We start from the raw sequence: 24,002 nt of genomic DNA, 5'->3' as shown, positions 1-24,002 counted from the left end.
GTCTTCCGGCGATGACATTTTCTCTAAAAAAGCTTCATTAATTGATGAAGACTCCATCGGTATCGCAACTCCAAAAGGTATGGAGTGTTGCAACGATCCCTGTAACTCGCCGATAGCGCTTTCCTGCCGGAAATCGGTGCAACAACTGCGACATAGATTTTAATGGCGGCGGGAATGAACTGGCCCCGCTGCGCATTACACAAGATGTAAGCAATGTTTGGGGTGCCGTAAAGGGTGCCATACTAGTAAGTGCTGTTCGCAATTGTGGGCGGCAAAATGAAATATCACGTGCTCCGGGGTCGGTGTAATTCCGAACCGGCGGTTATAGTCCGCGACCCGCGCGCAGCTAGCTGGAAACAGCGAGCAGCGCACGGTTGATCTGGTGAAATTCCGGAACCGACAGTTAAAGTCTGGATGGGAGAAGCACGAACAGTTTTGGCCACCCGCCAAAGGTGTCGCGGCAGCGTAGGCTGTTGGCGATCCGTCGTGGGTGCGCCAGCCCTGTCGTTACCCCCGGAGCCATCGCGGTCTTGAAAGGGTATAGGTAACGATGGACTTTCTGCGATGGCTCTTTGACGCCAAACTTGAATTTGCCGGTGGCGGGTTCCTGCTCTGGCGTGAAGTCATAGGCAATCTTTTTGGGCTCGCCAGCGCCCTCGGCGGTATGCGCCGTAAAATCTGGGCATGGCCCGTGGGTATCGTCGGCAACGTCCTGTTGTTCACCGTCTTCATGGGCTCCGTCTTCGGCTCAGCCGACCACGTGAACCTGCTGGGCCAGGCCGGCCGCCAAATCATGTTCATCGCCGTCTCCGTGTACGGCTGGCACAGGTGGCAGCAGACGCGCCCGGGGAAGTCCGACGACGGCACGCACGTTGGCGAGGCCGTTGAGCCGCGCTGGGCTGGAGTCCGCGTACGCTGGGTCCTGGTGGGCGCCATGATCGCCGGCACAGCAATCCTCACCCCCATTTTCCGGGCCTTGGGTTCCTACGAACCAGTGTGGGCTGACGCCTGGATTTTCATGGGCTCACTTTTGGCCACCTACGGGATGGCTAAGGGGTGGGTGGAGTTCTGGCTGATCTGGGTGGCCGTTGACCTGGTGGGTGTGCCGCTGCTCTTTAGCGCCGGCTACTACGCGTCGGCGTTCATGTACATCTTCTACGGCGCCTTCACCCTGGCCGGATTCTTTGTCTGGTGGCGGGTCCGGCGCACCAGCGACGCCAAGGCCGCCCGGGTATCTGTCGATGCCACTTTTCCCGACATCACTGTGAGCAATCGAAAGGTTAGATCATGAACGCCAGCATGCATCAGGGCGGCACCTACCCCGAGCCGGAGCACTTCACCCACGCCGAGGTGCTCGGCATGGAGACGGCCCTTTCGGCCGCCCGACAGGGCGTCCGCAGCTCCAACCCCCTGGTGGGTGCTGTGATCATTGACGCCGACGGCACGTTCCTGGCCATTGGCTATCACAAGGGTGCCGGGACCGCCCACGCTGAAGCTGATGTGATCAACCGCTTGTTGGGTACCGGGGTGAAACGTGATCTCTCGGCGGCGACACTCATTGTCACCCTTGAGCCGTGCAGCCACGTGGGCCGGACAGGACCCTGCACGCAGGCCATTCTGGACGCCGGAATTGGCAACGTGGTGTACGCAGTGGCTGATCCGCACCAGCCAGCCGCGGGGGGAGCTGAGATTCTGCACAACGAAGGCATTAACGTCCGGATGGGGTTGCTGGCTGCTGAGGCCGAAGACCTCAACCGGCAATGGTTTATTGCCGTCCGTGAGCACCGGCCCTTCATCACGGCCAGGCTGGCCCAAACCGTTGACGGACGGATTGCCGCCGTCGACGGCACCAGCCAATGGATCACCTCCAAGGAATCCCGGCAGGACTCGCACGAGCTGCGCGCCCGCGTCGATGCCATTGTGGTGGGCACCGGAACCGTCATCGCGGACAACCCGCGGCTGACCGCCCGGGCCGCCGATGACACCGACTCAGCCAGGCAGCCATTGCGGGTGGTCATGGGCATGCGTGAGATTCCAGCGGATGCGGCCGTCCGCGGAGGCACAGGCGCCTCGGGGAGTTCAGACTTCCTAGCCTTGCACACTCACGATCCTGCCGCCGTCGTGCGGGAACTGCAATCCCGCGGCGTGGGGCACCTGATGATTGAGGGCGGCGCTAAGATCAACGCGGCGTTCCTGGCGCAGGGGCTGGTGGATGAGCTGGTGGTGTATCTGGCGCCGACGCTCCTGGGTGCCGGCATTCCAGCCCTGACCGATTTGGGCATTGGCACCCTGGCGGACGCCCAACGCTGGGAATGGGACAGCACCACCCGTGGACCCGTGGAAATGCTGGGCCCGGATCTGAAACTGACGCTGATGCCGGCCAAAACCGCCAGCGTGGAAGGAAAGTAGAGCATGTTTACAGGAATTATTGAAGGCCGCGGCACAGTTGTGCGCCTGGAGCGGCAGTCGGAATCGGACAGCGCCGTGTTGGTGGTGCAGGCCGGCGACGTCCTCGACGGGCTGAGCCTTGGCGGGTCCCTCGCCGTCAATGGCGTCTGCCTGAGCGCTGTACGCCTCGATGGCGGCACGGTTGAGGTTGATGTCATGGGTGAGACGCTGCTGCGCACCACAACGGGTGAATTGCGGGTGGGGGACACAGTGAACCTTGAACGCTGCGTGGTTGCCGGTGCTCGCCTGGACGGCCATGTGGTGCAAGGCCACGTGGACTGTGTGGGCTCCTTGCTGGAACGGGAGAATCAGGGCGCCTGGGAGCGCCTGCGTTTTACCGTGCCCCGGGAGTTCTCACGCTACATTGCCGAAAAGGGGTCCATCGCCGTTGACGGCGTGTCCCTGACAGTGACAGCCGTCAGCCCCGCGGCCGCACCCGAACAATGGTTTGAGGTGGGGCTGATTCCGCTCACGCTGGAAAAGACCGGTCTGGGCGCCAAGGGTGTTGGCGGCACCGTCAACCTTGAAGTGGATGTGCTGGCCAAGTATGCACAGCGTCTGCTGGAATTCAGCACCCACGAGGTGGCAGCCCAATGAGCGCGGCAACCGACCCCACCACCCTGCTGGATCCGATTCCCCTGGCCATCGCCGCAATGGCCCGGGGTGAGGCTATTTTGGTGGTCGATGATGAGGACAGGGAAAACGAGGGCGACATCATTTTTGCCGCCCAGCACAGCACGCCCGCCCTCATGGGTTGGACCATTCGGCACAGCTCCGGGGTGATTTGTGTCCCCATGGGTCATGACCGGGCCGACGCCCTGGCGCTGCCGCCCATGGTGGCGCACAACCAGGACGCCAAGGGGACGGCATACACCGTCAGCTGCGACGCCGCGTACGGCGTGACCACAGGCATCAGTGCCACGGACAGGTCGCTGAGCGCAACAGTTCTGGCGGATCCGCAATCCACGCCCGACGCCGTCACCCGGCCCGGGCACATGTTCCCCCTTCGCGCCGTGGCCGGGGGTGTGCGCCAGCGCCCCGGTCATACCGAGGCTGCCGTTGACCTGTGCACGTTGGCAGGGTTGCACGCCGTGGGCGTTATTGCCGAGGTGGTGGACGACGCCGGAGAAATGCTCAGGTTGCCCGGATTGCGTGAGTTCGCCGACGAACAAGGGCTGGTGCTGATTTCGATCGCCGACCTGGTGGAGTACCTGGCGGCGGGGCCAGCGCATGACTGAGAGCAGTGTCAGCGGCGGCCCCGTGGTTTCGCTACCCACCAAATTTGGCGTGTTCACGGCCCAGGCCTGGACTGATGCGGCAACGGGAGCCGAACACCTCAGCGTCACCTCACCCCATGCCGCGCAAGGAGATCCGCTGGTGCGGCTGCATTCGGAATGCCTCACCGGCGACGTCCTTGGCTCCTATCGCTGCGACTGCGGTGAACAACTGGAGTATGCGCTGGGGCTGATCTTCAGCCATGGCGGAACACTGGTCTACCTGCGCGGCCACGAAGGCAGAGGCATCGGGCTGGCCAACAAGATGCGTGCCTACGCTTTGCAGGAAGCGGGGGCGGACACCGTGGACGCCAACGAACAATTGGGGTTCCCGGTGGACGCGCGCGACTACGCCTCGGCAGCCGGCATCCTGGAGCAGCTGGGCCTGCACAGCATCAAACTCCTGAGCAACAACCCGCTGAAGTCCGAAGAACTGGGCCGTCACGGGATCACCATCAGTGAGATTGTGGCCACGGAGGTGCCTGCGCGGGCCGAGAACGTCCGCTACCTTGAAACCAAACGCGACCGCATGCGGCACGCACTGAACGTCAACACGCCCGCCTCTGACGCACCTGACACACCGGGCGGCGAAGAAGCAACAAACCACCAGGAAGGACCCTCAACATGAGCGGCCACGGAGCACCCAGCATTGGTTTCACCACGCAGGAAAAAACCCACACAGCATCGCTGAAGGTGGCCATCATCGCCGCCAGTTGGCACACGGAAATCATGGACGGACTGCTGGCAGGTGCCCTGCGCGGGGCCAGCGACGCCGGCATCGTGGACCCCACGGTGGTCAGGGTCCCGGGCAGTTTTGAGCTGCCCGTCGCGGCTGCGCGGCTGGCGCCGAAGTTTGACGCCGTCGTCGCTCTCGGCGTCGTCATCCGCGGCGGCACTCCGCACTTTGACTACGTGTGCCAGGCGGCAACGCTTGGACTCACCGATGTCAGTGTGCGCACGGGGGTGCCGGTTGGCTTCGGCGTGCTGACCTGCGACACGGAGCAGCAGGGCCTGGACCGTGCCGGATTGCCCGGCTCATCGGAGGACAAGGGGCACGAAGCCACAACGGCGGCCCTCGCCACGGCGCTGACCCTGGCCCAGCTCTGCGTCTGAATTCCTTTCCTAGTGCGCCGGGCTCGTCACGGGTCCGGCGCACAACTTCAGCCTTCCGCCCACCTTCGGCGGGCAGGCACATGAAACTGTCCACATATTGGACGTGGCAAGTCGGCGAATCCGTGGACTGCGCGCAAAGCAAGTAAGCTGGGCACCGTGAAGACCTTCGAATCCCTTTTTGATGAGCTCAGTGCGAAAGCCGCAGCCCGGCCCGCTGGCTCCCGTACCGTCGCCGAACTTGAATCCGGCATTCACGGTATCGGCAAGAAAGTGGTTGAGGAAGCTGCCGAGGTGTGGATGGCCGCCGAGTATGAGTCGGAAGAGGCCTGTGCCGAAGAGATTTCCCAACTGTTCTACCACCTGCAGGTCATGATGATCGCCAAAGGACTGACCCTTCAGGACGTTTACAAGCATCTATAGCCACGTGCTGTGGCTGCTTCACTGACCCTGAAAAGGCGTTGAATTTTACGCCAAAACCTTTTGCCTGACCCGATCTGAAAGACACTTACACATGCTGCGTGTTGCCGTCCCTAACAAGGGTGCCCTGTCCGAAGCCGCTTCAGCCATGTTGGCCGAGGCGGGATACCGCCAACGCCGCGATAGCCGCGAACTGGTCATGGTTGACCCCGAAAATAACGTTGAATTCTTCTTCCTGCGACCCCGCGACATTGCCGTATATGTTGGCGCCGGAACGTTGGATGTTGGTATCACCGGCCGCGACCTGCTCATGGACGCCCAGGTGGACGCCGAAGAACTGTTGCCGCTGGGCTTTGCCCGCTCCACCTTCCGCTTTGCCGGCCCGGTGGGCCACTTCAGCAAGGCTGCCGAGCTGGAGGGCAAACGTCTGGCCACCAGCTATGACGCCCTCCTGCGTGATTACCTGACCGAGCTGGGCATCAACGCCAAGGTGGTGCGCCTTGACGGTGCCGTGGAATCCTCCGTGCGTCTGGGCGTGGCTGACGCCATTGCCGACGTCGTGGAAACCGGCAGCACGCTCAAGGCTGCCGGCATGGAAATCTTTGGCGAGCCCATCCTGAACTCCGAAGCCTTGCTGATTGGTCGCCGCGGTGTCACCCCGCCGGCAGGTGTGGAAGTGCTGATCCGCCGCCTGCACAGCGTTTTGGTGGCGCGCCAGTACGTGCTCCTTGACTACGACGTGCCCAAGACGCTCATGGAAAAGGCCACCGCCCTGACCCCCGGCCTGGAATCGCCCACAGTCTCACCGCTGCGCGACTCGGACTGGGTGGCTGTGCGTTCCATGGTTTCGGCCAAGGACACCAACCGCATCATGGATGAACTGTATGAGCTGGGCGCCCGCGCCATCCTGGTCAGCAGCATCCACGCCTGCCGCATCTAACGCCTCAGACTGTTCACTTTAGAGAAGGTAGTTGCCGTGAGTGTTGCCATCAGAGTAATTCCCTGCCTTGACGTTGACGGTGGCCGCGTGGTCAAGGGCGTAAAGTTCCAAAACCTGCGCGACGCCGGTGACCCGGTTGAGCTGGCCAAACGCTACGACCTTGCCGGGGCGGATGAGCTGACCTTCCTTGATGTCACCGCGTCCTCCGGCAACCGGGAGACAACCTTTGATGTTGTTTCCCGTGCCGCCGAGCAGGTCTTCATCCCGCTGACAGTGGGCGGGGGAGTGCGCGAGGTATCAGATGTGGATAAGTTGCTGCGTTTCGGGGCCGATAAGGCCTCCATCAACACCGCAGCCATTGCCCGCCCGGCCGTCATCAATGAGATCACCCACCGCTTTGGTTCCCAGGTTCTGGTGCTCAGCGTTGACGCGCGGCGCACTCGGGGCGCGAACACACGCTCGGGCTATGAAGTGACAACCCACGGCGGCCGAGAAGGCACGAGGATGGACGCCATTGAATGGGCCAAAGAAGCCGCTGACAGGGGTGTGGGGGAGATCCTGCTGAACTCGATCGACGCCGACGGGACCAAGGAGGGCTTTGACCTTGAGCTGATCCGTTTGGTGCGGGCGGCCGTGCATATCCCCATTATCGCCTCCGGCGGCGCCGGGTTGCCGGAGCATTTCCCGCCGGCCGTTGCTGCCGGCGCCAACGCTGTGTTGGCCGCATCGGTGTTCCACTTTGGTCCGGACCACGCCATCGCCGATGTGAAAAAGGCCATTCGCGACGCCGGCTACGAGGTACGCTAACCCCGAACCAGCCCCGAACCAGCCTCGTGAACGGGCAGTTAATGCCGATGTTTCAGTCAAACATCGGCATTAACTGCCCGTTCACGAGGGTTTTGGAGGGGGTATAGAGGGGGGTTAGAGGGCCCGCATCCGGTTGTTGCGGGGGTTGTGTTCCACCTCGGCCAGGCCCAGTGCCTCCAACAGTGGTGGCAAGTACATGCCAACCCGTCCGCGGTAGCCCATCTTCAACCCAAACCAGCCACCCACGGGATTAGTCTCGGCTCGCGCCCAGGCCTCAACAGTGCCTTCCTTGGCGGGTTTCTGTTCGTCGGCGCTCCCCAGCTCCATCCAATCGCCATGGTCGGCGAGCATGGCCGCCAAATCGGCCACAAGGCGCAGCTGGTATTTCAAAACTGTTTTGCCGACAGTGCACACAAGTTCGGCAGGTTCGGCCGATTCGTTTCGGTACATGGTGTAGTCGGAGGTGCCGGGAGGGGTTTTCAGCAGCCACGGAGAATCTTTGGTGCCGTCGTTGCCCCAGTGAAGTGCGCTCATGAACGTCCCCTCTGATTGATAAGTGCGGCCGCCCGGTGGAACTAAAGCCCTACCGGAGCTGTCTGCAAAAGTGCCACGGCGTCTTGCTGCCCTTCGAAGGACACCAGCGCCTGGCCCGTGCGACCGTTGGCGTGCATGAGCAACTCGCCCGGTTCGCCAATAATAGCCACGGAGACGGGCGCCCGCTTCGCCACGTGCCGGGGACCGCCGGCATTGACCAACACAACACCCAGATCCACGCTGCGGTACAGAATGGCTGCCCTGGTGATCAGTTCAGCCCACAGGGCTTGTGAGTAGTCGGCATCCAATGCTCGTGGCGCCCACCTGTCGCCCGCGCGGCGGACGTCCTCTGTGTGGATGAAGAATTCGGTCAGATTCGCGCTGTGATCCACAGCTTTCAAGGCGAACGGAGAAAGTTTGGGCGGGCCGGCACGGAACTTTTCAACCAAGGCGGCGTACGCCTCGGGAGTGCTGGACTCGGCCGCGAGCTTGGCAATGGCCTTCTCGGTGGCTTTGCGCCAGGGCTTGAATACCATGCCCAGTCCGGCGCGGGGGTTATGTTCGCGCAGGTAGAGGTGAGCGGCTAGTTCCTGGGTCCGCCATCCGGCACAGAGCGTGTCAGCACCGGGACCTGCTGCCAGCAAGGTCTCGGCGAGTACTTCTCGGGATGGCTCTACAAATTGCATCACTTGTGAAATTAGCATGTATTGCCCCCAAAAGGCATTAAGAACCGCCGCATTGGTGTCCAGGGTTACGTAATTCCCTCAGAGTTACCTTGCCGTGGGTCACTCAATGACCCGTGTCAAGGGTTTCTGGCACTAGAATTGGCTCTGATGCAGCACAGCCCAGAACCTCAGCCAACGCCCGCCAACCCGTCCAACGGGTCCTCCGCCCCGGAGGCAGCAGCAGCCCCCGCGCACCTGCCCGCGGACGTGGCGGCCCTGCTCAAGCATGACGGCGCGGGCCTCGTGGCGGCCATCGTTCAGCAGTTCGACACCCATGAGGTGTTGATGCTTGGCTGGATGGATGATGAGGCGCTCCACCGGACGCTCAGCAGCGGCCGCGTCACCTTCTACTCCCGCTCACGTCAAGAATACTGGCGCAAGGGAGACACCTCCGGGCACGTCCAGTTTGTGAAAAGCGTGGCACTGGACTGCGACGGCGACGCCTTACTAATCACGGTTGACCAGGTGGGCGCAGCCTGCCACACCGGCACCCGGACTTGTTTTGACGGTCGTGAACTCACAGCCGTGGTGGGTCACCGCGGCGAGTAACTCCGGCCAGCATTTGCTTTTGCTTCATCCCCCGATTGACTCAAGGAAGCCAACCATTTCATGCAAGATCTAGGTGTCATCAGCCCCTCCCTGGCGGAATTCCGGGAATTGGCCCGCAGTCGCCGGGTTGTCCCCGTCCATCTGAAGGTGCTCGCCGACGCGCAAACGCCCATTGGCCTCTACCGCTCCCTGGCCGCCGAGGCCCCGGGCACGTTCTTGATGGAGTCGGCAGCCGTGGGAGGGGTGTGGTCCCGTTACTCCTTCATTGGGGTGCGCTCCAGTGCCACGTTGACGACGCTCGACGGCGAGACGTTCTGGCAGGGGGAACCTCCCGTGGGCGTGCCCCTGAGCGGCAGCCCCGTTGCTGCCATGGAGGCGACGCTGAAGCTGCTGGGCACCGAACGGTTCGAGGGTTTGCCGCCGTTCACCTCGGGATTGGTGGGCTTTGTGGGTTGGGAGGCTGTGCGGCACTGGGAAAAACTCCCGAACCCGCCCGCCGATGACCTGCACCTGCCCGAAGTTGCCTTGAATCTTGTGGCGGACATGGCTGTGCATGACAACACTGAGGGCACTGTGTTGTTGATTGCCAATGCCATCAACGCCAACGGAACTGACGAGAACGTGGACGGCGCCTGGCATGACGCGGTGGCCCGTGTCCGTGCCATGGTGGAGCAGTTGCGCAAGCCTGTTGTCCAGCCCATGTCAGTGGTGGATGTGCCGGCGGCCAGCTTCGCCCAGAGTGTGCAGGAGCGCTGGGACAAGAACCAGTACCTCAAGGCCCTTGACCGCAGCAAGGAAGCCATTGTTGATGGCGAAGTGTTCCAGGTGGTGATCTCGCGCCGCTTTGAAATGGAATGCCAGGCCACGGCACTGGATGTGTACCGCGTCTTGCGCAACACCAACCCCAGCCCCTACATGTACCTGTACAGCTTCGAGGATTCGCAGGGCCAGCCCTACTCGATCGTGGGATCCTCGCCTGAAGCGCTGGTCAGTGTCAGCGGCACCGAGGTCATCACCCACCCCATTGCGGGTTCGCGCCCACGCGGCGGCACTGTGGAGGATGACAAGTGGCTGTCCAAGGATCTGCTCGAGGATGACAAGGAACGCTCCGAGCACCTGATGCTCGTTGACTTGTCCCGCAATGACCTGTCCAAGGTGTGTGTGCCCGGCACCGTGGATGTCACCCAGTTCATGGAGGTTGAGCGGTTCAGTCACATCATGCACCTGGTCTCCACCGTGGTGGGAACGTTGAGCCCGGACAAGAACGCCTATGACGTACTGGCGGCAACGTTCCCCGCCGGAACCCTGTCCGGCGCGCCCAAGCCCAGGGCGCTGCGCCTGATTGACGAACTTGAACCACACCGCCGCGGCATCTACGGCGGCGTGGTTGGTTACCTGGATTTTGCCGGCGACATGGACATGGCCATCGCCATCCGTTCGGCCTTGCTGCGTGACGGCAGAGCCTATGTACAGGCCGGCGGCGGCATCGTGGCGGATTCCGTCAACGAATCCGAGGCCCTGGAAACTGTCAACAAGGCCGCAGCACCCCTGCGCGCTGTTTTTGCGGCCGCCTCGTTGCGGGCCCTAGATGAGAATGTTGGGGAAGAATTGTGAGCACGTCAGTTCCGGAATCACACGAGCCAGATGAAGAATTTATGGGCGCAACCGCCCCGCACACGAGCGCCACACGAACGCCTGTGTGGCAGCGCAAGTCAACGTTGATCCTGTTGGCAATACTGGCGGCGCTGGCTGTCTTTGGCACCACCACCCAAACGTGGATTCATGTGGCGATCGCGCCCGGTGAAGTGGCCCAGACAGACCTGAACATCCCCGGCAGCAAGGCCGCCGTGGCCGTCTCAGCCCTGGCCCTGGTGGCCCTGGCCGGTGCCTTGGCCACCACCATTGCCGGAAAAGTCGCCCGCATCATCACCACCTCCATAGTCTTGCTCGGCGCGGTGGGGATCATCGCCGTCGTACTGGGGGTTTTGGCGAATCCGGCCGGAGCAGCCATGGCCGAGGTTGGTGCGGCAACGGGCATCGTGGGCCAGACCTCCAACGCCAGCACCACCATCTTCCCGGTCCTGGCCGTGGCGGCCGCCGCCGTTCTGGCACTGGCCGCGATAGCCGTACTCTGGTTTGGGCGTTCGTGGATTGTGCGCACTAAATACGACGCAGTCAAGCCGGGCGCGGGTGCCAAATCCGGGCAGCCCCTCGATGAGATTGACCGCTGGGATCAGCTCAGCCGTGGGGAAGACCCCACAGCCTAGGCACGGCACGGGTCCACGGGCGCAGCAGGTTCGGATTCCTTGGGCAACTAATGGCAGAATGTATTTCAGTATCCGCGTTAATGAGGGAGATTTACCATGAGCAATAAGTCGGCGTCAGCAGTTACCGAACTCGAACCCGTTGATCACAGCATCGAATTGGGCCACGGGAACAGCCCGGCAGCGTGGACAAGCGTGACCATCATGCTGGTGGGTACCATCGTCGGCTGCATCGCCTTCGTGATCGGCACCAGCGCAACGACCCTGTTCTGGATCGGCGTGGGCATCATCGCTGTTGGCCTCATCGCGGGACCGGTCTTGCGGGCCGCAGGCTACGGTGTTGGCGGCAGCAAGCTGAAGAACACCGGCCACTAGGCGTGAGCGTATTGCTGGACATCATTGACGGTGTTCGGGAAGACCTGCGGGCCCGGCAGGAACTGGTGAGCTTGGCCGAGCTGCAGGAACGGGTCAGCCATGTTGCCCCGGCGTTGGATGCTTGGGCCGCCTTGGGCGGGCCGCTGGCGCAACGCCCGGAGCTGATGGTCATTGCCGAGGTGAAACGCCGCAGCCCTTCCAAGGGTGATCTGGCGGGCATCGCCGACCCGGCCGCCCTGGCTGTGCAATATCGCGACGGCGGAGCCAGCGTGATCAGCGTCCTCACCGAGGAACGCCGCTTTGGCGGGTCCTTGGCCGATTTGGATGCGGTGCGTGCGGCCGTGGATATTCCCGTGCTGCGCAAGGACTTCACCTGCGACGAGTACATGATCTGGGAGGCGCGCGCCCACGGCGCGGACCTGGTGCTGCTCATTGTTGCGGCCCTGAGCGATGAGGAACTGCGCAGTTACCTTGAGCTGATTCACCAACTGGGCATGAACGCCGTGGTGGAAACACACACCGCCGAAGAAATTGCCCGGGCTGTGGCGGTTGACGCCAGAATCATTGGCATCAATGTCCGCAACCTCAAGACCCTTGACGTTGACCGGGGCGTGTTTGCAGCCCTTGCCGGCACCATCCCCACAGGCCCGCTGGTGGTTGCCGAATCCGGTGTCCGCGACGTTGCCGATGTGCAGCATTTCAGTGCCCACGGCGCCCACGCAATCTTGGTGGGCGAAGCATTGGTGAAGGATTCCACCCCGCGTGAGCGGATCACAGAATTCAAGGCCGCCGGGGCACTGGCTATCAGCGCCCGCTAAAGAGCCTTCCGCCTAGCCGCCGTGCCCACCACCTGCGGCACGGCGGCTAGGCTTCATAGCAATACAGGGCACGCGGCTGCCGCCGAAGACTATTAGTGCACAATTATCCAGGAACAGGACGGTGGAACTGATGGCTCACGTGCCAGCAGCTTCGTCACAGGATCCCGCCGACATGGCCGATCCGGCAACAGCGTTTTTACAGGGCGGTACAGCTGTGCCGGAACTCTCCGCCGAGCATTCGCTGCGGCACGCGCCCGGGCCATACTTTGGCAACTACGGTGGCCGCTGGATGCCGGAGTCGCTCATTGCGGCCCTGGATGAGCTTGAAGACACCTTTGAAAAAGCCAAGGTCGATCCCGAGTTCCTCGCCCAGATCGCCGAGCTGAACAAGAACTACTCGGGCCGCCCGTCCCTGTTGACCGAGGCCAGGAACTTCGGCAAGCACGCCGGCGGTGCCCGGGTGTTCCTCAAGCGTGAGGACCTAAACCACACCGGTTCCCACAAGATCAACAACGTGCTGGGACAGGCGTTGTTGGCCAAGCGCATGGGCAAGACCCGTGTCATTGCCGAGACAGGAGCTGGCCAGCACGGTGTTGCGAGTGCCACGGCTGCAGCCCTCCTGGGTCTTGAATGTGTTGTCTACATGGGGGCCGAGGACTGCCGCCGCCAGGCCCTGAATGTGGCCCGCATGCAGTTGCTCGGCGCCACGGTGGTTCCCGTCACCAACGGTTCACAGACGCTCAAGGACGCCATCAACGACGCCCTGCGTGACTGGGTGGCCAACGTTGACAACACCCACTACCTGCTGGGCACTGCCGCCGGAGCCCACCCGTTCCCGGCCATGGTGCGTTTCTTCCACGAAGTTATTGGTGAGGAAGCCCGCGGCCAGATCCTGGACCAGATTGGCCGCCTGCCCGACGCCGTCTGCGCTTGCATTGGTGGCGGGTCAAACGCCATTGGCATTTTCCACGGGTTCCTCGATGACCCCGCCGTGAAGATTTACGGTTTTGAGGCAGGGGGCGACGGCGTTGATACCGGACGCCACGCAGCCACCATTTCGCTGGGGCGCCCCGGTGTGCTCCACGGTGCGCGCTCGTACCTGATGCAGGACGAAGACGGCCAGACCATCGAGTCCCACTCCATCTCTGCCGGTCTTGACTACCCCGGCGTCGGCCCGGAGCACTCCTACCTGCACGACATTGGTCGTGTGAGCTACGAGGCCATCACCGACGCCGAAGCCATGGACGCCTTTAAGCTGCTGTGCCGCACCGAAGGCATCATTCCGGCCATCGAGTCATCACATGCTTTGGCGGGTGCCTTGAAGGTTGGTCAGCGACTGGTAACGGATGCCGCCAAGCCGGAGGACGTGGTCATCATCGTGAACCTTTCGGGCCGCGGCGACAAGGACGTTCAGACGGCTGCCGACTGGTTCGGCATTTTGGATGAAGACGGCAATGTCAAGGGCACGACCCTCTCCACGAGAGCCGCCAAGGGTGCTGCCCAGGGCGCTGGCGACAAGAGCTCGGACAACAACGCAGAGGACGCCACCCATGAGTGAGAGCAACACGGCCACTGAGCCGGCTGCCCAGATTGTCAGCAAGTCGGCCGCCGCCATTGACAAGGCCAAGGCTGCTGGTCGTAAAGCCTTGATCGCGTACCTGCCTGCTGGCTTCCCCGACAAGCAAACCTCCATTGACGCAGCCATTGCGGTTGCTCGCAACGGTGCCGACATCATTGAAATCGGTATCCCGTATTCTGACCCCGTCATGGATGGCCTGGTCATTCAGGCCGCCACCACACAGGCCCTGAACAACGGATTCCACGTCACGGACGTCTTCGATGTGGTTGCCGCCATCACGGCTGAAACTGATGCTGCCGTCCTAGTCATGACGTACTGGAACCCTGTCATGCGCATGGGTGTTGACGAGTTTGCCCGTCGCCTGGCCGAGGCTGGCGGGGCTGGGCTGATCACCCCCGACCTGGTCCCGGACGAGGCTGCCGAGTGGTTTGTCGCATCGGATAAGTACGGTTTGGACAGGGTCTTTTTGACCGCACCATCCTCCACGGCTGAACGCGTAGCCATGACGGTGGGTGCCACACGCGGCTTTGTCTACGCTGTCTCCATCATGGGGGTAACCGGCGCCCGAACCTCGGTGTCCAGCGCCGCCAAGGCTGTTGTTGCCGCCGCGCACGCTGCGGGAGCCGAACGCGCCTGCGTTGGTTTGGGAGTTTCCCGCCCCGAGCATGTCCGCGAAATTGCTGCCTACGCCGACGGCGTCATTGTGGGTACCGCTCTGGTGGCTGCGCTGCGTGACGGTGGGGTAGCGGCCGTCGGGGCTCTGGCCAAGGAACTCAGCACGGGCCTTGACGCACCCTCCACCACCATCACGGAAGTTTAGCCACAGTGATTTCAACTTTTATTCCGCACCAGCTCACCGGTGCCATCGGTGCTGCCATCCCGGCGCCCGTGTGGTCCGGGTTCGAGATTGGCCCGCTGCGCATCCATGCCTATGCGCTGTGCATTTTGTTGGGCATTGTTGCCGCCCTCTGGCTCACGGATCGCCGCTGGAAGAAGCGCGGTGGCCCCGAAGGATCCATCTGGGACATTGCCATTTGGGCCATCCCTTTTGGCATCATTGGCGGCCGGCTCTACCATGTGTTCTCCTCCCCGGACGCATACTTTGGCCCCGGCTTTGACGGCACGGGCGATCTGTCCCTGATCCCGCAAATCTGGTTGGGCGGTCTTGGCATCTGGGGTGCTGTTGTGCTGGGCGTGGTGGGTGCCTGGATTGGTTGCCGCCGCGCCGGAGTAAAAATATCGGCCTTCATCGACGCAGCCGCCCCCGGCATTCTGTTGGCGCAGGCCATCGGGCGTTGGGGTAACTACTTCAACCAGGAGCTCTTCGGCGGGCCCACCACCTTGCCGTGGGGCTTGAGCGTTTCTCCCGAATTTGTGCCGCCGGGCTTTAGCCCCGACACGCTGTTCCACCCCACGTTCTTGTACGAGTCCTTGTGGAACCTTGCCGGTGTTGCCGTGCTCCTGCTGCTGGACCGGAAATTCCGTCTGCGCAGCGGCCGCCTGTTCCTGCTCTACGCCATGATCTACACGGCCGGACGCGTCTGGATCGAAATGCTGCGCATAGACGACGCCGAGCAGGTCACCTTCTTCGGCATCACCACCCGACTTAACGTCTGGACAAGCATCATTGTGTTCTTGGTGGCACTGGTGGTGTTCGTGATCCTGAGCTATCGCCACCGTGGCACTGTCTCGGAGTCCGTCTACCTCCCCGGTCACGAGCCGGCCGTGGAAGACGCTGCCGGGAACGATCAGGCCAAGGATGCCGTCTCGGATCAGGCCACGCCCGCCTCCACCGACGCTGAGCCAGAGGGCAAAGCGGACAAGACAGACAAGGCGGACAAGGCCAGCGCCGCGAAGGCACCCGCGGCTGACTCTGCGGTCAAGGACCCAGCCAAGGATCCGGCCAAGGATGCGACGACTGATTCGGCCAAAGACGCCAAATAGTTAGTCCGCGTTTGCACGGCTTTCCGCTGTTGACTGTCAAGAAGGTGGCCCTGGAGAACCAGGGCCACTTTTTTGTGCCCGGCTGATTCCCACCAATGCGCAGAAATGCGCTGGTGCGGCTCAGGAATCCACCTATCAGGCAGTAATTCCTCCGGCGCAAGGGCGTATTTACGTAATAATCTTACTGATCGTGCATATGAGTCCAGCGGGCAAGATGGCCATTTTCGGGGATGCTGGCATCGCTATATAGTAAAAACGGCCGGAGGGGAAGATTTCACAGTGGAATCTTCTCCTGTTGTGCAATTGCACTGTGAAGTACAGCTTCAGGTGAAGTCGCCCCAACTGGAATGCCCCAACAGGAAGAACCAGGACGGCGCAGCAGGAATTCGGCGCTACAGCACCGTAGGCAGCATCGAAAAAATCGAAGAAGCAGTACAGAAGCACCGTTGAGGAAGATCCGCTTTCCCAACGCCCGGGCCAGCGTCGTCCCCCACTAAACGCTCTTACAAGGGGAAGGACTTATACGTCGTGACTAGAACTTCTACACGTGACTCCCACCAGCCGCAGGCCATCTCACCATTCACCCGTTTCGCGGCCATGCCGGAGCCGGTGGGCCTGTACCGCCCCGAGAGTGAGAAGGACGCTTGCGGCCTGGCTATTGTGGCGACGTTGCGCGGCACTCCGGGCCACGACATTGTCCAGAAGGCCCTTATTGCCCTGCGCAACCTTGAACACCGCGGTGCTGTTGGCGCTGACGAGGGAACTGGTGACGGCGCCGGCATCCTGACGCAGATTCCCGACGAGTTCTTCCGTGCTGTCACCAACTTTGAGCTGCCCGCCCACGGCAGCTATGCGGTAGGAACTGCTTTCTTGCCGACAGGGGCGAGTGAACAGGCATCGGCGATAGCCGGGATGGAAGCACTGGCCGTGAAGGAAGGCCTGGTGGTACTGGGCTGGCGCGAGGTACCCGTTGTTGCCGACCTGGTGGGCGCCAGCGCGCTGGCCTGTATGCCGTACTTCAGCCAGCTCTTCGTGGCTCTCGCCACCGAACCGTTGCAGCCCTTGGACACATCCCGCGCCAACCTGCTCGATGGCAAGGCCTTCAGGTTGCGTAAGCGTGCCCAGCAGAAGTTTGGCGTGTACTTCCCGTCACTGTCCTCCAAGACCATCGTGTACAAGGGCATGCTGACAACAGCCCAGGTGGAGCCGTTTTACCCTGACCTGTCCGATCCGCGCTTCACCACGCGCCTTGCTGTGGTGCATTCGCGCTTCTCCACCAACACGTTCCCGTCGTGGCCGTTGGCCCAGCCGTTCCGCACCATTGCCCACAATGGCGAGATCAACACCGTCAAGGGTAATAGGAACTGGATGCGGGCCCGCCAGTCCACCATGGCGCACAAGCTGCTCGGGAACACCCCCGAAGAACTGTTCCCCATTTGCACCCCCGGCGCCTCAGATTCGGCATCCTTCGACGAAGTGGCCGAATTGCTCTGGCTTTCCGGCCGCTCCATCACCGAAGCCGTCATGATGATGATCCCCGAGGCGTGGGAAAACCACGCCACCATGGATCCTGCCCGCAAGGCCTTCTACGAATACCACTCACTGCTCATGGAGCCGTGGGACGGCCCGGCCGCAGTCTCGTTCACCGATGGCACCCTGGTAGGCGCCACCTTGGACAGGAACGGGTTGCGCCCGGCCCGCTACTGGATCACCGACGACGGCCTGGTCGTTCTGGCCTCCGAGGTTGGTGTTCTGGACATTGACCCGGCCAGTATCGTCAAAAAGGGACGCGTAGCCCCCGGCACCATGTTCCTGGTGGACACCGACAAGGGTGTGCTCATCAGCGATGAGGACATCAAGGCCCAAGCCGCCGCCGCCCACCCCTATGAGGAGTGGGCCAAGGAAAACACCATCCAGTTAGCCGATTTGCCCGAACGCGAACACGTGGTTCACCCGGCAGCATCGGTGCTGCACCGCCAGCGCACCTTCGGCTACACCACCGAGGAGTTGCGGATCCTGCTGGGCCCCATGGCCAAGACGGGGGCCGAGCCCCTCGGCGCCATGGGAACCGACACGCCGGTCGCCGTCCTGTCCGAGCGTCCGCGGCTGCTCTTTGACTACTTTGTGCAGCAGTTCGCCCAGGTGACCAACCCGCCGCTGGATGCCATCCGTGAGGAACTGGTCACGTCCCTGAAGAGCACCATTGGCCCGCAAGGAAACCTGTTGTCCCGCAACAAGGTTCAGGCCCCACAGCTTGTCGTGAACTTCCCGGTGATCAACAACGACGATCTGGCCAAGATCGCGAACATGGAGAACGCGCAGGAAGACCACATCGCCATGAAGGTGCGCGGTCTTTACAAGGTCGACGGCGGCGAAGTCGCCCTGCGCGCCCGGCTCACCGAGATTTGTGAGCAGGTTTCTGGCGCCATCAACCGTGGTGTCCAGTACGTTGTGCTTTCCGACAGGGACTCCTCGGCAGTGTGGGCTCCGATCCCGTCGCTGCTCCTGCTCAGCGCCGTTCACCACCATTTGCTCCGCAGCGCCAACCGCACCAAGGTTTCCCTGGTGGTGGAGGCCGGCGACGTGCGTGAAGTTCACCATGTGGCAGTGCTGGTGGGTTATGGTGCGGCAGCCGTCAACCCGTACCTGGCCATGGAATCCGTGGAGGAATTGATCCGCAACGGTGACGTCGTGGGCGTAACCCCCGCAGAGGGTGTGCACCACCTGATCAAGGGTTTGGGCAAGGGTGTCCTGAAGATCATGTCCAAAATGGGCATCTCCACCGTGGCGTCGTACTGCGGTGCACAGACGTTCGAGGCGTTGGGACTGTCCCAGGACATCATCAACGAGTACTTCACCGGCACTGTCTCCCAGCTGGGTGGTGTGGGGTTGGGCGTCATCGCCAAGGAAGTATCTGCCCGTCACATCCTGGCCTACCCGGTGGATGGTGTTGACGTACCGCACCGTCCGCTCTTGGGCGGTGGCGAGTACCAGTGGCGCCGCGACGGCGAGCCGCACCTGTTCAACCCGGACACGGTGTTCCGCCTGCAGCACGCAACGCGTGAACGCCGCTATGACATTTTCAAGAAGTACACCCAGGGCATTGACGATCAAGCCAACAAGCTCATGACGTTCCGTGGGTTGCTCACGTTCAAGGACGGCCAACGCCAGCCGGTGCCGCTGGCCGAGGTTGAGTCGGTGAGCAGCATTGTCAAGCGTTTCTCCACCGGCGCCATGAGCTACGGCTCCATCTCGCAGGAGGCCCACCAGACCCTTGCCATCGCCATGAACCGTTTGGGTGCCAAGTCCAATACCGGCGAAGGCGGCGAAGACGTTGAGCGGTTGCTGGACCCTGAACGCCGCAGCGCCATCAAGCAGGTGGCCTCCGGGCGTTTCGGTGTGACCAGCTTGTACCTGAGTAACGCCACCGACATCCAGATCAAGATGGCCCAGGGTGCCAAGCCCGGCGAGGGCGGCCAGCTCATGGCCAAGAAGGTGTACCCGTGGATCGCCGAGACACGGCACTCCACCCCTGGCGTGGGGCTGATTTCCCCGCCGCCGCATCACGATATTTACTCGATCGAGGATCTGGCGCAGCTCATTTATGACTGCAAGCGCGCCAACCCGAGCGCCCGTGTCCACGTGAAGCTTGTCTCCGAAATGGGGATTGGTACTGTGGCGGCCGGCGTGACCAAGGCCAAGGCCGACGTCGTTCTGGTCTCCGGGCACGACGGCGGAACCGGCGCCAGCCCGCTGAACTCGCTCAAGCACGCAGGCATGCCGTGGGAACTGGGTCTGGCCGAAACCCAGCAGACGCTGCGCCTGAACGGGCTGCGCGAGCGTGTTGTGGTGCAGGTTGACGGGCAGCTCAAGACCGGCCGTGACGTGGTGATCGCCGCGCTGTTGGGTGCCGAGGAATACGGTTTCGCGACGGCCCCGCTGGTTGTTTCCGGCTGTGTCATGATGCGTGTTTGCCACCTGGACACCTGCCCGGTGGGCATCGCAACGCAGAACCCCGAGTTGCGCCAGCGCTTCACGGGCAAGCCGGAGTTTGTGGTGAACTTCTTCGAGTTCCTGGCCGAGGAGGTCCGCGAAATCTTGGCTGAGCTTGGTTTCCGCAGCCTGGAAGAGGCCATCGGGCAGTCCAAGGTGCTTGACCTCAAGGCGGCCATGAACCATTGGAAGACCGACGGCCTTGACCTGAGCCCCATCCTCTCCGATGCCGGCGTGCCCGCAAGCGCCCCGGTTCGCCACCTGACCAACCAGAACCACGAGCTGGACAAGCACTTTGACCAGCAACTGATCAGCATGAGCGCCGAGGCGCTTAGTGACAGGTCGCCAGTCCGGATCAGTGTTCCGGTCATCAACACTGACAGGTCGGTGGGCACCATGTTGGGCCACCACGTGACCAAGACGTTTGGTGTTGACGTGCTGGGCCCGGACACGATCGATGTGACCCTGACCGGCCAGGCCGGCCAATCCATGGGTGCTTTCCTGCCGGCCGGCATCACCTTGCGCCTGCTCGGTGACGCCAACGACTATGTGGGCAAGGGCCTCTCCGGTGGCCGGATCACAGTCCGCCCGGACAGGAACAACACGTTCACGGCGGCAGAGAACGTCATTGGCGGCAACGTGATTGGCTACGGTGCCACCAGTGGTGAGATGTTCCTGCGCGGTTTGGTGGGGGAGCGGTTCCTGGTCCGCAACTCCGGCGCCACGGCAGTAGTTGAGGGCATTGGTGATCACGGGTGCGAGTACATGACAGGTGGCCAGGCCTTGATTCTGGGGCCGACGGGACGCAACTTTGGTGCCGGCATGTCAGGCGGGACGGCCTATGTTCTGGATCTGGTGGCCAGCAGTGTGAACAAGAGTGCGCTGGATTCCGGTGAGCTTTCCTTGTTGACGCTCGACGCCGTTGATGAGGACATTGTGCGCTCACTGTTGCAGCGCCACGCCGAAGAAACAGGATCGGTGGTGGCAGCGGACTTGCTGGCCGACTTCCCGGCCACGGTGCAACGGATGGTGAAAGTCCTGCCCCGCGACTACGCAGCAGTATTGGAGACCCGCTTGGCAGCAGCCGAGTTGGGCGAAGACCCGGACGGGGCAACCGTTTGGCAGAAGATTTTGGAGGTCACCGGTGGCTGATCCGCACGGTTTCTTGAATACACGTGAACGCATCACCCAAACCCGGCGTCCGGTGCCAGTGCGCATCATGGACTGGAAAGAGGTTTACCAGGCCCAGGAAGAGGGTGTGCTGAAGTCCCAGGCAGGCCGTTGCATGGACTGTGGCGTGGCCTTCTGCCATCAGGGTTGCCCGCTGGGAAACTTGATCCCGGAATGGAATGACCTGACCTGGCGCGGCAAGGGCCAGGAAGCGGCGGAGCGCTTGCACTCCACCAACAACTTCCCCGAGTTCACCGGCCGCCTGTGTCCGGCACCGTGCGAAACATCGTGCGTCTTGGGCATCAACCAGCCGGCCGTGACCATCAAGCAGGTTGAAGTGTCCATCATTGATGAGGCCTTCAACCAGGATTGGGTTCAGCCACTGCCCCCGGCCCGGCTCACCGGCAAGACTGTCGCCGTCGTGGGTTCAGGCCCGGCCGGAATGGCCGCGGCACAGCAGCTGACCCGCACAGGACACACGGTTGCCGTGTATGAGCGTGATGACAGGATCGGCGGCTTGCTGAGGTACGGGATTCCCGATTTCAAGCTGGAGAAGGAAAGCATCGACCGCCGGGTGGAGCAGATGGTTGCCGAGGGTACCCGCTTCCGCACAGGTGTTGAGGTGGGCAAGGATATTGGGTGGGAGGAACTGCGCAGGCGCTATGACGCCGTCGTAGTTTGCACCGGCGCCACAGTGCCGCGCGATCTACCCATCCCGGGCCGCAACTTGATCGGCGTGCATTTCGCGATGGACTACCTGGTGCAGGCCAACAAGTCTGTTGCCGGGGATGAAGTGCCCGGGCAGATCCATGCCCGCGGCAAGCACGTGGTGATCCTTGGCGGCGGCGACACTGGAGCTGACTGCTTGGGCACTGCGCACCGCCAGAAGGCTGCCTCGGTGACCACCTTGGCCATTGGCCAGCAGCCGCCCACAGCGCGTGCCTCGTCACAGCCATGGCCGACGTTCCCGAATCTCTTCGAGGTGGCAAGTGCTCACGAAGAGGGCGGTGAGCGGACCTACCTGGCCTCCACCGTCGAATTTCTGGGCGAAAACGGCGTGCTGACAGGGTTGAAGATCGCTGAGACGGAGTATGTGGACGGGCGCAGGGTACCCAAGGAAGGGACCGAACGGGTCATCCCGGCGGACCTGGTGTTCTTGTCGCTGGGCTTCACCGGACCGGAAACCGCAGAACTGACACACCAGCTGCCTGTGACCTTGGATTCACGCTCAAACGTGGACCGTGACGGTTATTACATGACAAGTCGTGACGGGGTCTTCGCCGCCGGCGATGCTGGGCGGGGCCAGTCACTGATTGTCTGGGCCATCGCTGAGGGCCGGGCCTGCGCCGCGGCGGTGGACAAGTTCCTGATGGGGGAGACGTTCCTCCCAGCACCTGTCTCACCCAGCGACTCAGCTATCAGTGTCTAGTGGCAAAGCGATAGGCTGTTTACGGGCACCAAAGATTTCTACTGTTAACCACACATGAGGTAGGTACATTGAGACGCGCAAAGATTGTTGCGACTTTCGGGCCGGCTATTGCCAGCTATGAAAACACACTTGCTGTTCTGGAGGCGGGCGTCAACGTAGCCCGCATGAACATGAGCCACGGCGATTACACCGTGCACCAGAACACGTATGACAACGTTCGTAAGGCCGCTGCATCCTTAAACAAGCCGGTCGCCATCATGGCTGACCTGCAGGGTCCGAAGATTCGTTTGGGCCGCTTTGCCAACGGCGAGGGTTACGACCTGGCCGTGGGCGATGTTTTCACCATCACCACCGAAGATGTTCCGGGCACCAAGGACATCTGCTCCACCACGTTGAAGTCCCTCACCGAGGACGTCAACGTTGGCGACGTCATGCTGATCGATGACGGCAAGGTTTCCGTTCAGGCGACAGCGGTTGACTCCATCAAGGTTGTCACCGTTGTGACAGTTCCGGGCAAGGTTTCCAACAACAAGGGCATCAACTTGCCTGGTGTTGCTGTGAACGTCCCGGCCTTGAGCGAAAAGGACGAGGACGATCTGCGCTGGGCCCTGGCCTGCGGTGCAGATTTGATTGCGCTCTCCTTTGTGCGCGATGCAGCCGACATCACCCGCGTTCACGAGATCATGGATGAAGCCGGCCGCCGCGTTCCGGTGATCGCCAAGATTGAGAAGCCGCAGGCGGTTGCCAACCTGGAAGCCATTGTTGACGCGTTTGACGCCATCATGGTTGCCCGTGGCGACTTGGGTGTTGAGTTGCCGCTGGAAGATGTGCCGCTGGTACAGAAGAAGTGCGTTGAAATGGCGCGCCGCTGGGCCAAGCCCGTCATCGTGGCCACCCAGGTGCTTGAATCCATGATCGACAACCCGCGCCCCACCCGCGCGGAGGCGTCGGACTGTGCCAATGCCGTGCTCGACGGCGCGGATGCAGTCATGCTCTCCGGCGAGACAAGTGTTGGCAAGTTCCCGATCGAGACCGTGAAGGTCATGGCCCGCATCATTGAGGCCGCCGAAGAGGAAGCTGGCATGAAGCTGATCCCGAAGCTCGGCTCAGAGCCGAAGACCCGCGGTGGTGTTATCACTGCCGCAGCCGTGCAGATCGCCGATCAGCTCGATGCCAAGTACATTGCAACCTTCACGCAGTCAGGTGACTCGGCCCGCCGTTTGTCCCGTCTGCGTCCGAAGAAGCAGGTCTTTGCCTTCACCCCCGAGGAGCAGGTTCGCAACGAGCTGGCCCTGACTTGGGGCATTGAGCCCGTATTGGTGCCCACCGTGGCCCACACCGACGCCATGACCGAACAGGTTGATTTCACCCTGTTGGAGCAGGGGCTGGTTGAGCCGGGCGATCTAGTGGTCATCGCGGCCGGTTCCCCTCCCGGACAGGCCGGTTCCACCAACCTGGTCAAGGTCCACAAGGTGGGCGACCTCGCCGACCTGGGCAAGAGCGAATCTGGTGTTCGCATCAACAAGGAAAAGATTGGCCCCTGGCCGACCGAGAGCTAATCCTCAGTCTCTGACTCGTTGATCTAGACGCAGGGCGCGCCGCCGGCAGGAAACCGTAAGGTTT

General features: G+C 62.3%; 22 protein-coding genes and 1 riboswitch. Of the genes, 20 read left to right on the top strand and 2 right to left on the bottom strand.

Going from position 1 to position 24,002, the window contains the following annotated elements:
- Positions 1 to 285: 285 nt before the first annotated feature.
- Positions 286 to 430: riboswitch (FMN riboswitch) on the top strand.
- A 120-nt stretch (positions 431 to 550) separates the two neighbouring features.
- The 9 genes from pnuC (at position 551) to hisF (ending at position 6,999) form a co-directional block, all read left to right on the top strand.
- Positions 551 to 1,291: a nicotinamide riboside transporter PnuC gene (gene pnuC, locus ACX80E_RS15860; protein ID WP_459303008.1), complete on the top strand. Its 741-nt coding sequence runs from the start codon at positions 551 to 553 to the stop codon at positions 1,289 to 1,291.
- Positions 1,288 to 2,409: a bifunctional diaminohydroxyphosphoribosylaminopyrimidine deaminase/5-amino-6-(5-phosphoribosylamino)uracil reductase RibD gene (gene ribD, locus ACX80E_RS15855; protein ID WP_459303007.1), complete on the top strand. Its 1,122-nt coding sequence runs from the start codon at positions 1,288 to 1,290 to the stop codon at positions 2,407 to 2,409. The genes pnuC and ribD overlap by 4 nt, the downstream gene beginning before the upstream one ends.
- A 3-nt stretch (positions 2,410 to 2,412) precedes the next feature.
- On the top strand, positions 2,413 to 3,045 hold the full coding sequence (locus ACX80E_RS15850; protein ID WP_459303006.1) for a riboflavin synthase: 633 nt from the start codon (positions 2,413 to 2,415) through the stop codon (positions 3,043 to 3,045).
- Complete coding sequence (gene ribB / locus ACX80E_RS15845; protein WP_459303005.1) at positions 3,042 to 3,686, top strand: 3,4-dihydroxy-2-butanone-4-phosphate synthase; 645 nt, start codon at positions 3,042 to 3,044, stop codon at positions 3,684 to 3,686. The genes ACX80E_RS15850 and ribB overlap by 4 nt, the downstream gene beginning before the upstream one ends.
- The gene (ribA, locus tag ACX80E_RS15840; RefSeq protein WP_459303004.1) at positions 3,679 to 4,350 is read left to right on the top strand and encodes a GTP cyclohydrolase II; all 672 of its coding nucleotides are present in this window, start codon (positions 3,679 to 3,681) and stop codon (positions 4,348 to 4,350) included. Before ribB ends, ribA begins: the two co-directional genes overlap by 8 nt.
- On the top strand, positions 4,347 to 4,835 hold the full coding sequence (ribH, locus tag ACX80E_RS15835) for a 6,7-dimethyl-8-ribityllumazine synthase (protein WP_459303003.1): 489 nt from the start codon (positions 4,347 to 4,349) through the stop codon (positions 4,833 to 4,835). Before ribA ends, ribH begins: the two co-directional genes overlap by 4 nt.
- A gap of 156 nt (positions 4,836 to 4,991) precedes the next feature.
- A complete protein-coding gene (locus ACX80E_RS15830; protein WP_103465949.1) occupies positions 4,992 to 5,255 on the top strand; it encodes a phosphoribosyl-ATP diphosphatase in 264 nt (87 codons plus the stop codon).
- Between the two features lie 91 nt (positions 5,256 to 5,346).
- Positions 5,347 to 6,192, top strand: a complete 846-nt coding sequence (gene hisG, locus ACX80E_RS15825) for an ATP phosphoribosyltransferase (RefSeq protein WP_459303002.1) — start codon at positions 5,347 to 5,349, stop codon at positions 6,190 to 6,192.
- 36 nt (positions 6,193 to 6,228) lie between these two features.
- Positions 6,229 to 6,999 (top strand): imidazole glycerol phosphate synthase subunit HisF, encoded by a 771-nt coding sequence (gene hisF / locus ACX80E_RS15820; RefSeq protein WP_459303001.1) that lies wholly within the window; start codon positions 6,229 to 6,231, stop codon positions 6,997 to 6,999.
- Between the two features lie 114 nt (positions 7,000 to 7,113).
- Here the strand turns inward: hisF and ACX80E_RS15815 are convergent, their stop codons facing one another.
- Together ACX80E_RS15815 and ACX80E_RS15810 are read right to left on the bottom strand one after the other, a co-directional pair.
- Positions 7,114 to 7,533 carry a DUF6855 family protein gene (locus tag ACX80E_RS15815; RefSeq protein ID WP_459303000.1) on the bottom strand — a complete coding sequence of 140 codons (420 nt, stop codon included), beginning with the start codon at positions 7,531 to 7,533 and terminating at the stop codon, positions 7,114 to 7,116.
- 41 nt (positions 7,534 to 7,574) lie between these two features.
- Complete coding sequence (locus ACX80E_RS15810; RefSeq protein ID WP_459303011.1) at positions 7,575 to 8,219, bottom strand: TIGR03085 family metal-binding protein; 645 nt, start codon at positions 8,217 to 8,219, stop codon at positions 7,575 to 7,577.
- A 147-nt stretch (positions 8,220 to 8,366) separates the two neighbouring features.
- On the opposite strand from ACX80E_RS15810, the gene hisI reads away from it, so the two are divergent.
- The 11 genes from hisI (at position 8,367) to pyk (ending at position 23,938) form a co-directional block, all read left to right on the top strand.
- Entirely contained in the window at positions 8,367 to 8,807 is a 441-nt protein-coding gene (hisI, locus tag ACX80E_RS15805) for a phosphoribosyl-AMP cyclohydrolase (RefSeq protein WP_459302998.1), read from the top strand.
- A gap of 60 nt (positions 8,808 to 8,867) precedes the next feature.
- Complete coding sequence (locus tag ACX80E_RS15800) at positions 8,868 to 10,421, top strand: anthranilate synthase component I (protein WP_459302997.1); 1,554 nt, start codon at positions 8,868 to 8,870, stop codon at positions 10,419 to 10,421.
- Positions 10,422 to 10,462: 41 nt separating this feature from the next.
- Complete coding sequence (locus ACX80E_RS15795) at positions 10,463 to 11,074, top strand: Trp biosynthesis-associated membrane protein (RefSeq protein ID WP_459302996.1); 612 nt, start codon at positions 10,463 to 10,465, stop codon at positions 11,072 to 11,074.
- Positions 11,075 to 11,170: 96 nt separating this feature from the next.
- Complete coding sequence (locus ACX80E_RS15790; RefSeq protein WP_459302995.1) at positions 11,171 to 11,446, top strand: HGxxPAAW family protein; 276 nt, start codon at positions 11,171 to 11,173, stop codon at positions 11,444 to 11,446.
- 2 nt (positions 11,447 to 11,448) lie between these two features.
- On the top strand, positions 11,449 to 12,264 hold the full coding sequence (gene trpC / locus ACX80E_RS15785) for an indole-3-glycerol phosphate synthase TrpC (RefSeq protein ID WP_459302994.1): 816 nt from the start codon (positions 11,449 to 11,451) through the stop codon (positions 12,262 to 12,264).
- Between the two features lie 130 nt (positions 12,265 to 12,394).
- Positions 12,395 to 13,822, top strand: a complete 1,428-nt coding sequence (trpB, locus tag ACX80E_RS15780) for a tryptophan synthase subunit beta (protein WP_459303010.1) — start codon at positions 12,395 to 12,397, stop codon at positions 13,820 to 13,822.
- The gene (trpA, locus tag ACX80E_RS15775) at positions 13,815 to 14,663 is read left to right on the top strand and encodes a tryptophan synthase subunit alpha (RefSeq protein WP_459302993.1); all 849 of its coding nucleotides are present in this window, start codon (positions 13,815 to 13,817) and stop codon (positions 14,661 to 14,663) included. Before trpB ends, trpA begins: the two co-directional genes overlap by 8 nt.
- A gap of 5 nt (positions 14,664 to 14,668) precedes the next feature.
- Positions 14,669 to 15,787: a prolipoprotein diacylglyceryl transferase gene (lgt, locus tag ACX80E_RS15770; protein WP_459302992.1), complete on the top strand. Its 1,119-nt coding sequence runs from the start codon at positions 14,669 to 14,671 to the stop codon at positions 15,785 to 15,787.
- Between the two features lie 597 nt (positions 15,788 to 16,384).
- Positions 16,385 to 20,932: a glutamate synthase large subunit gene (gene gltB, locus ACX80E_RS15765; RefSeq protein WP_459303009.1), complete on the top strand. Its 4,548-nt coding sequence runs from the start codon at positions 16,385 to 16,387 to the stop codon at positions 20,930 to 20,932.
- Positions 20,925 to 22,379 carry a glutamate synthase subunit beta gene (locus ACX80E_RS15760; RefSeq protein WP_459302991.1) on the top strand — a complete coding sequence of 485 codons (1,455 nt, stop codon included), beginning with the start codon at positions 20,925 to 20,927 and terminating at the stop codon, positions 22,377 to 22,379. Before gltB ends, ACX80E_RS15760 begins: the two co-directional genes overlap by 8 nt.
- 68 nt (positions 22,380 to 22,447) lie before the next feature.
- The gene (gene pyk / locus ACX80E_RS15755) at positions 22,448 to 23,938 is read left to right on the top strand and encodes a pyruvate kinase (RefSeq protein WP_459302989.1); all 1,491 of its coding nucleotides are present in this window, start codon (positions 22,448 to 22,450) and stop codon (positions 23,936 to 23,938) included.
- Positions 23,939 to 24,002: the final 64 nt, after the last annotated feature.

Source organism: Arthrobacter sp. TMN-49, from assembly GCF_054511095.1.
Note: the sequence above shows the minus strand (reverse complement) of the source record. Positions and strands in the feature narration are given on the sequence as shown.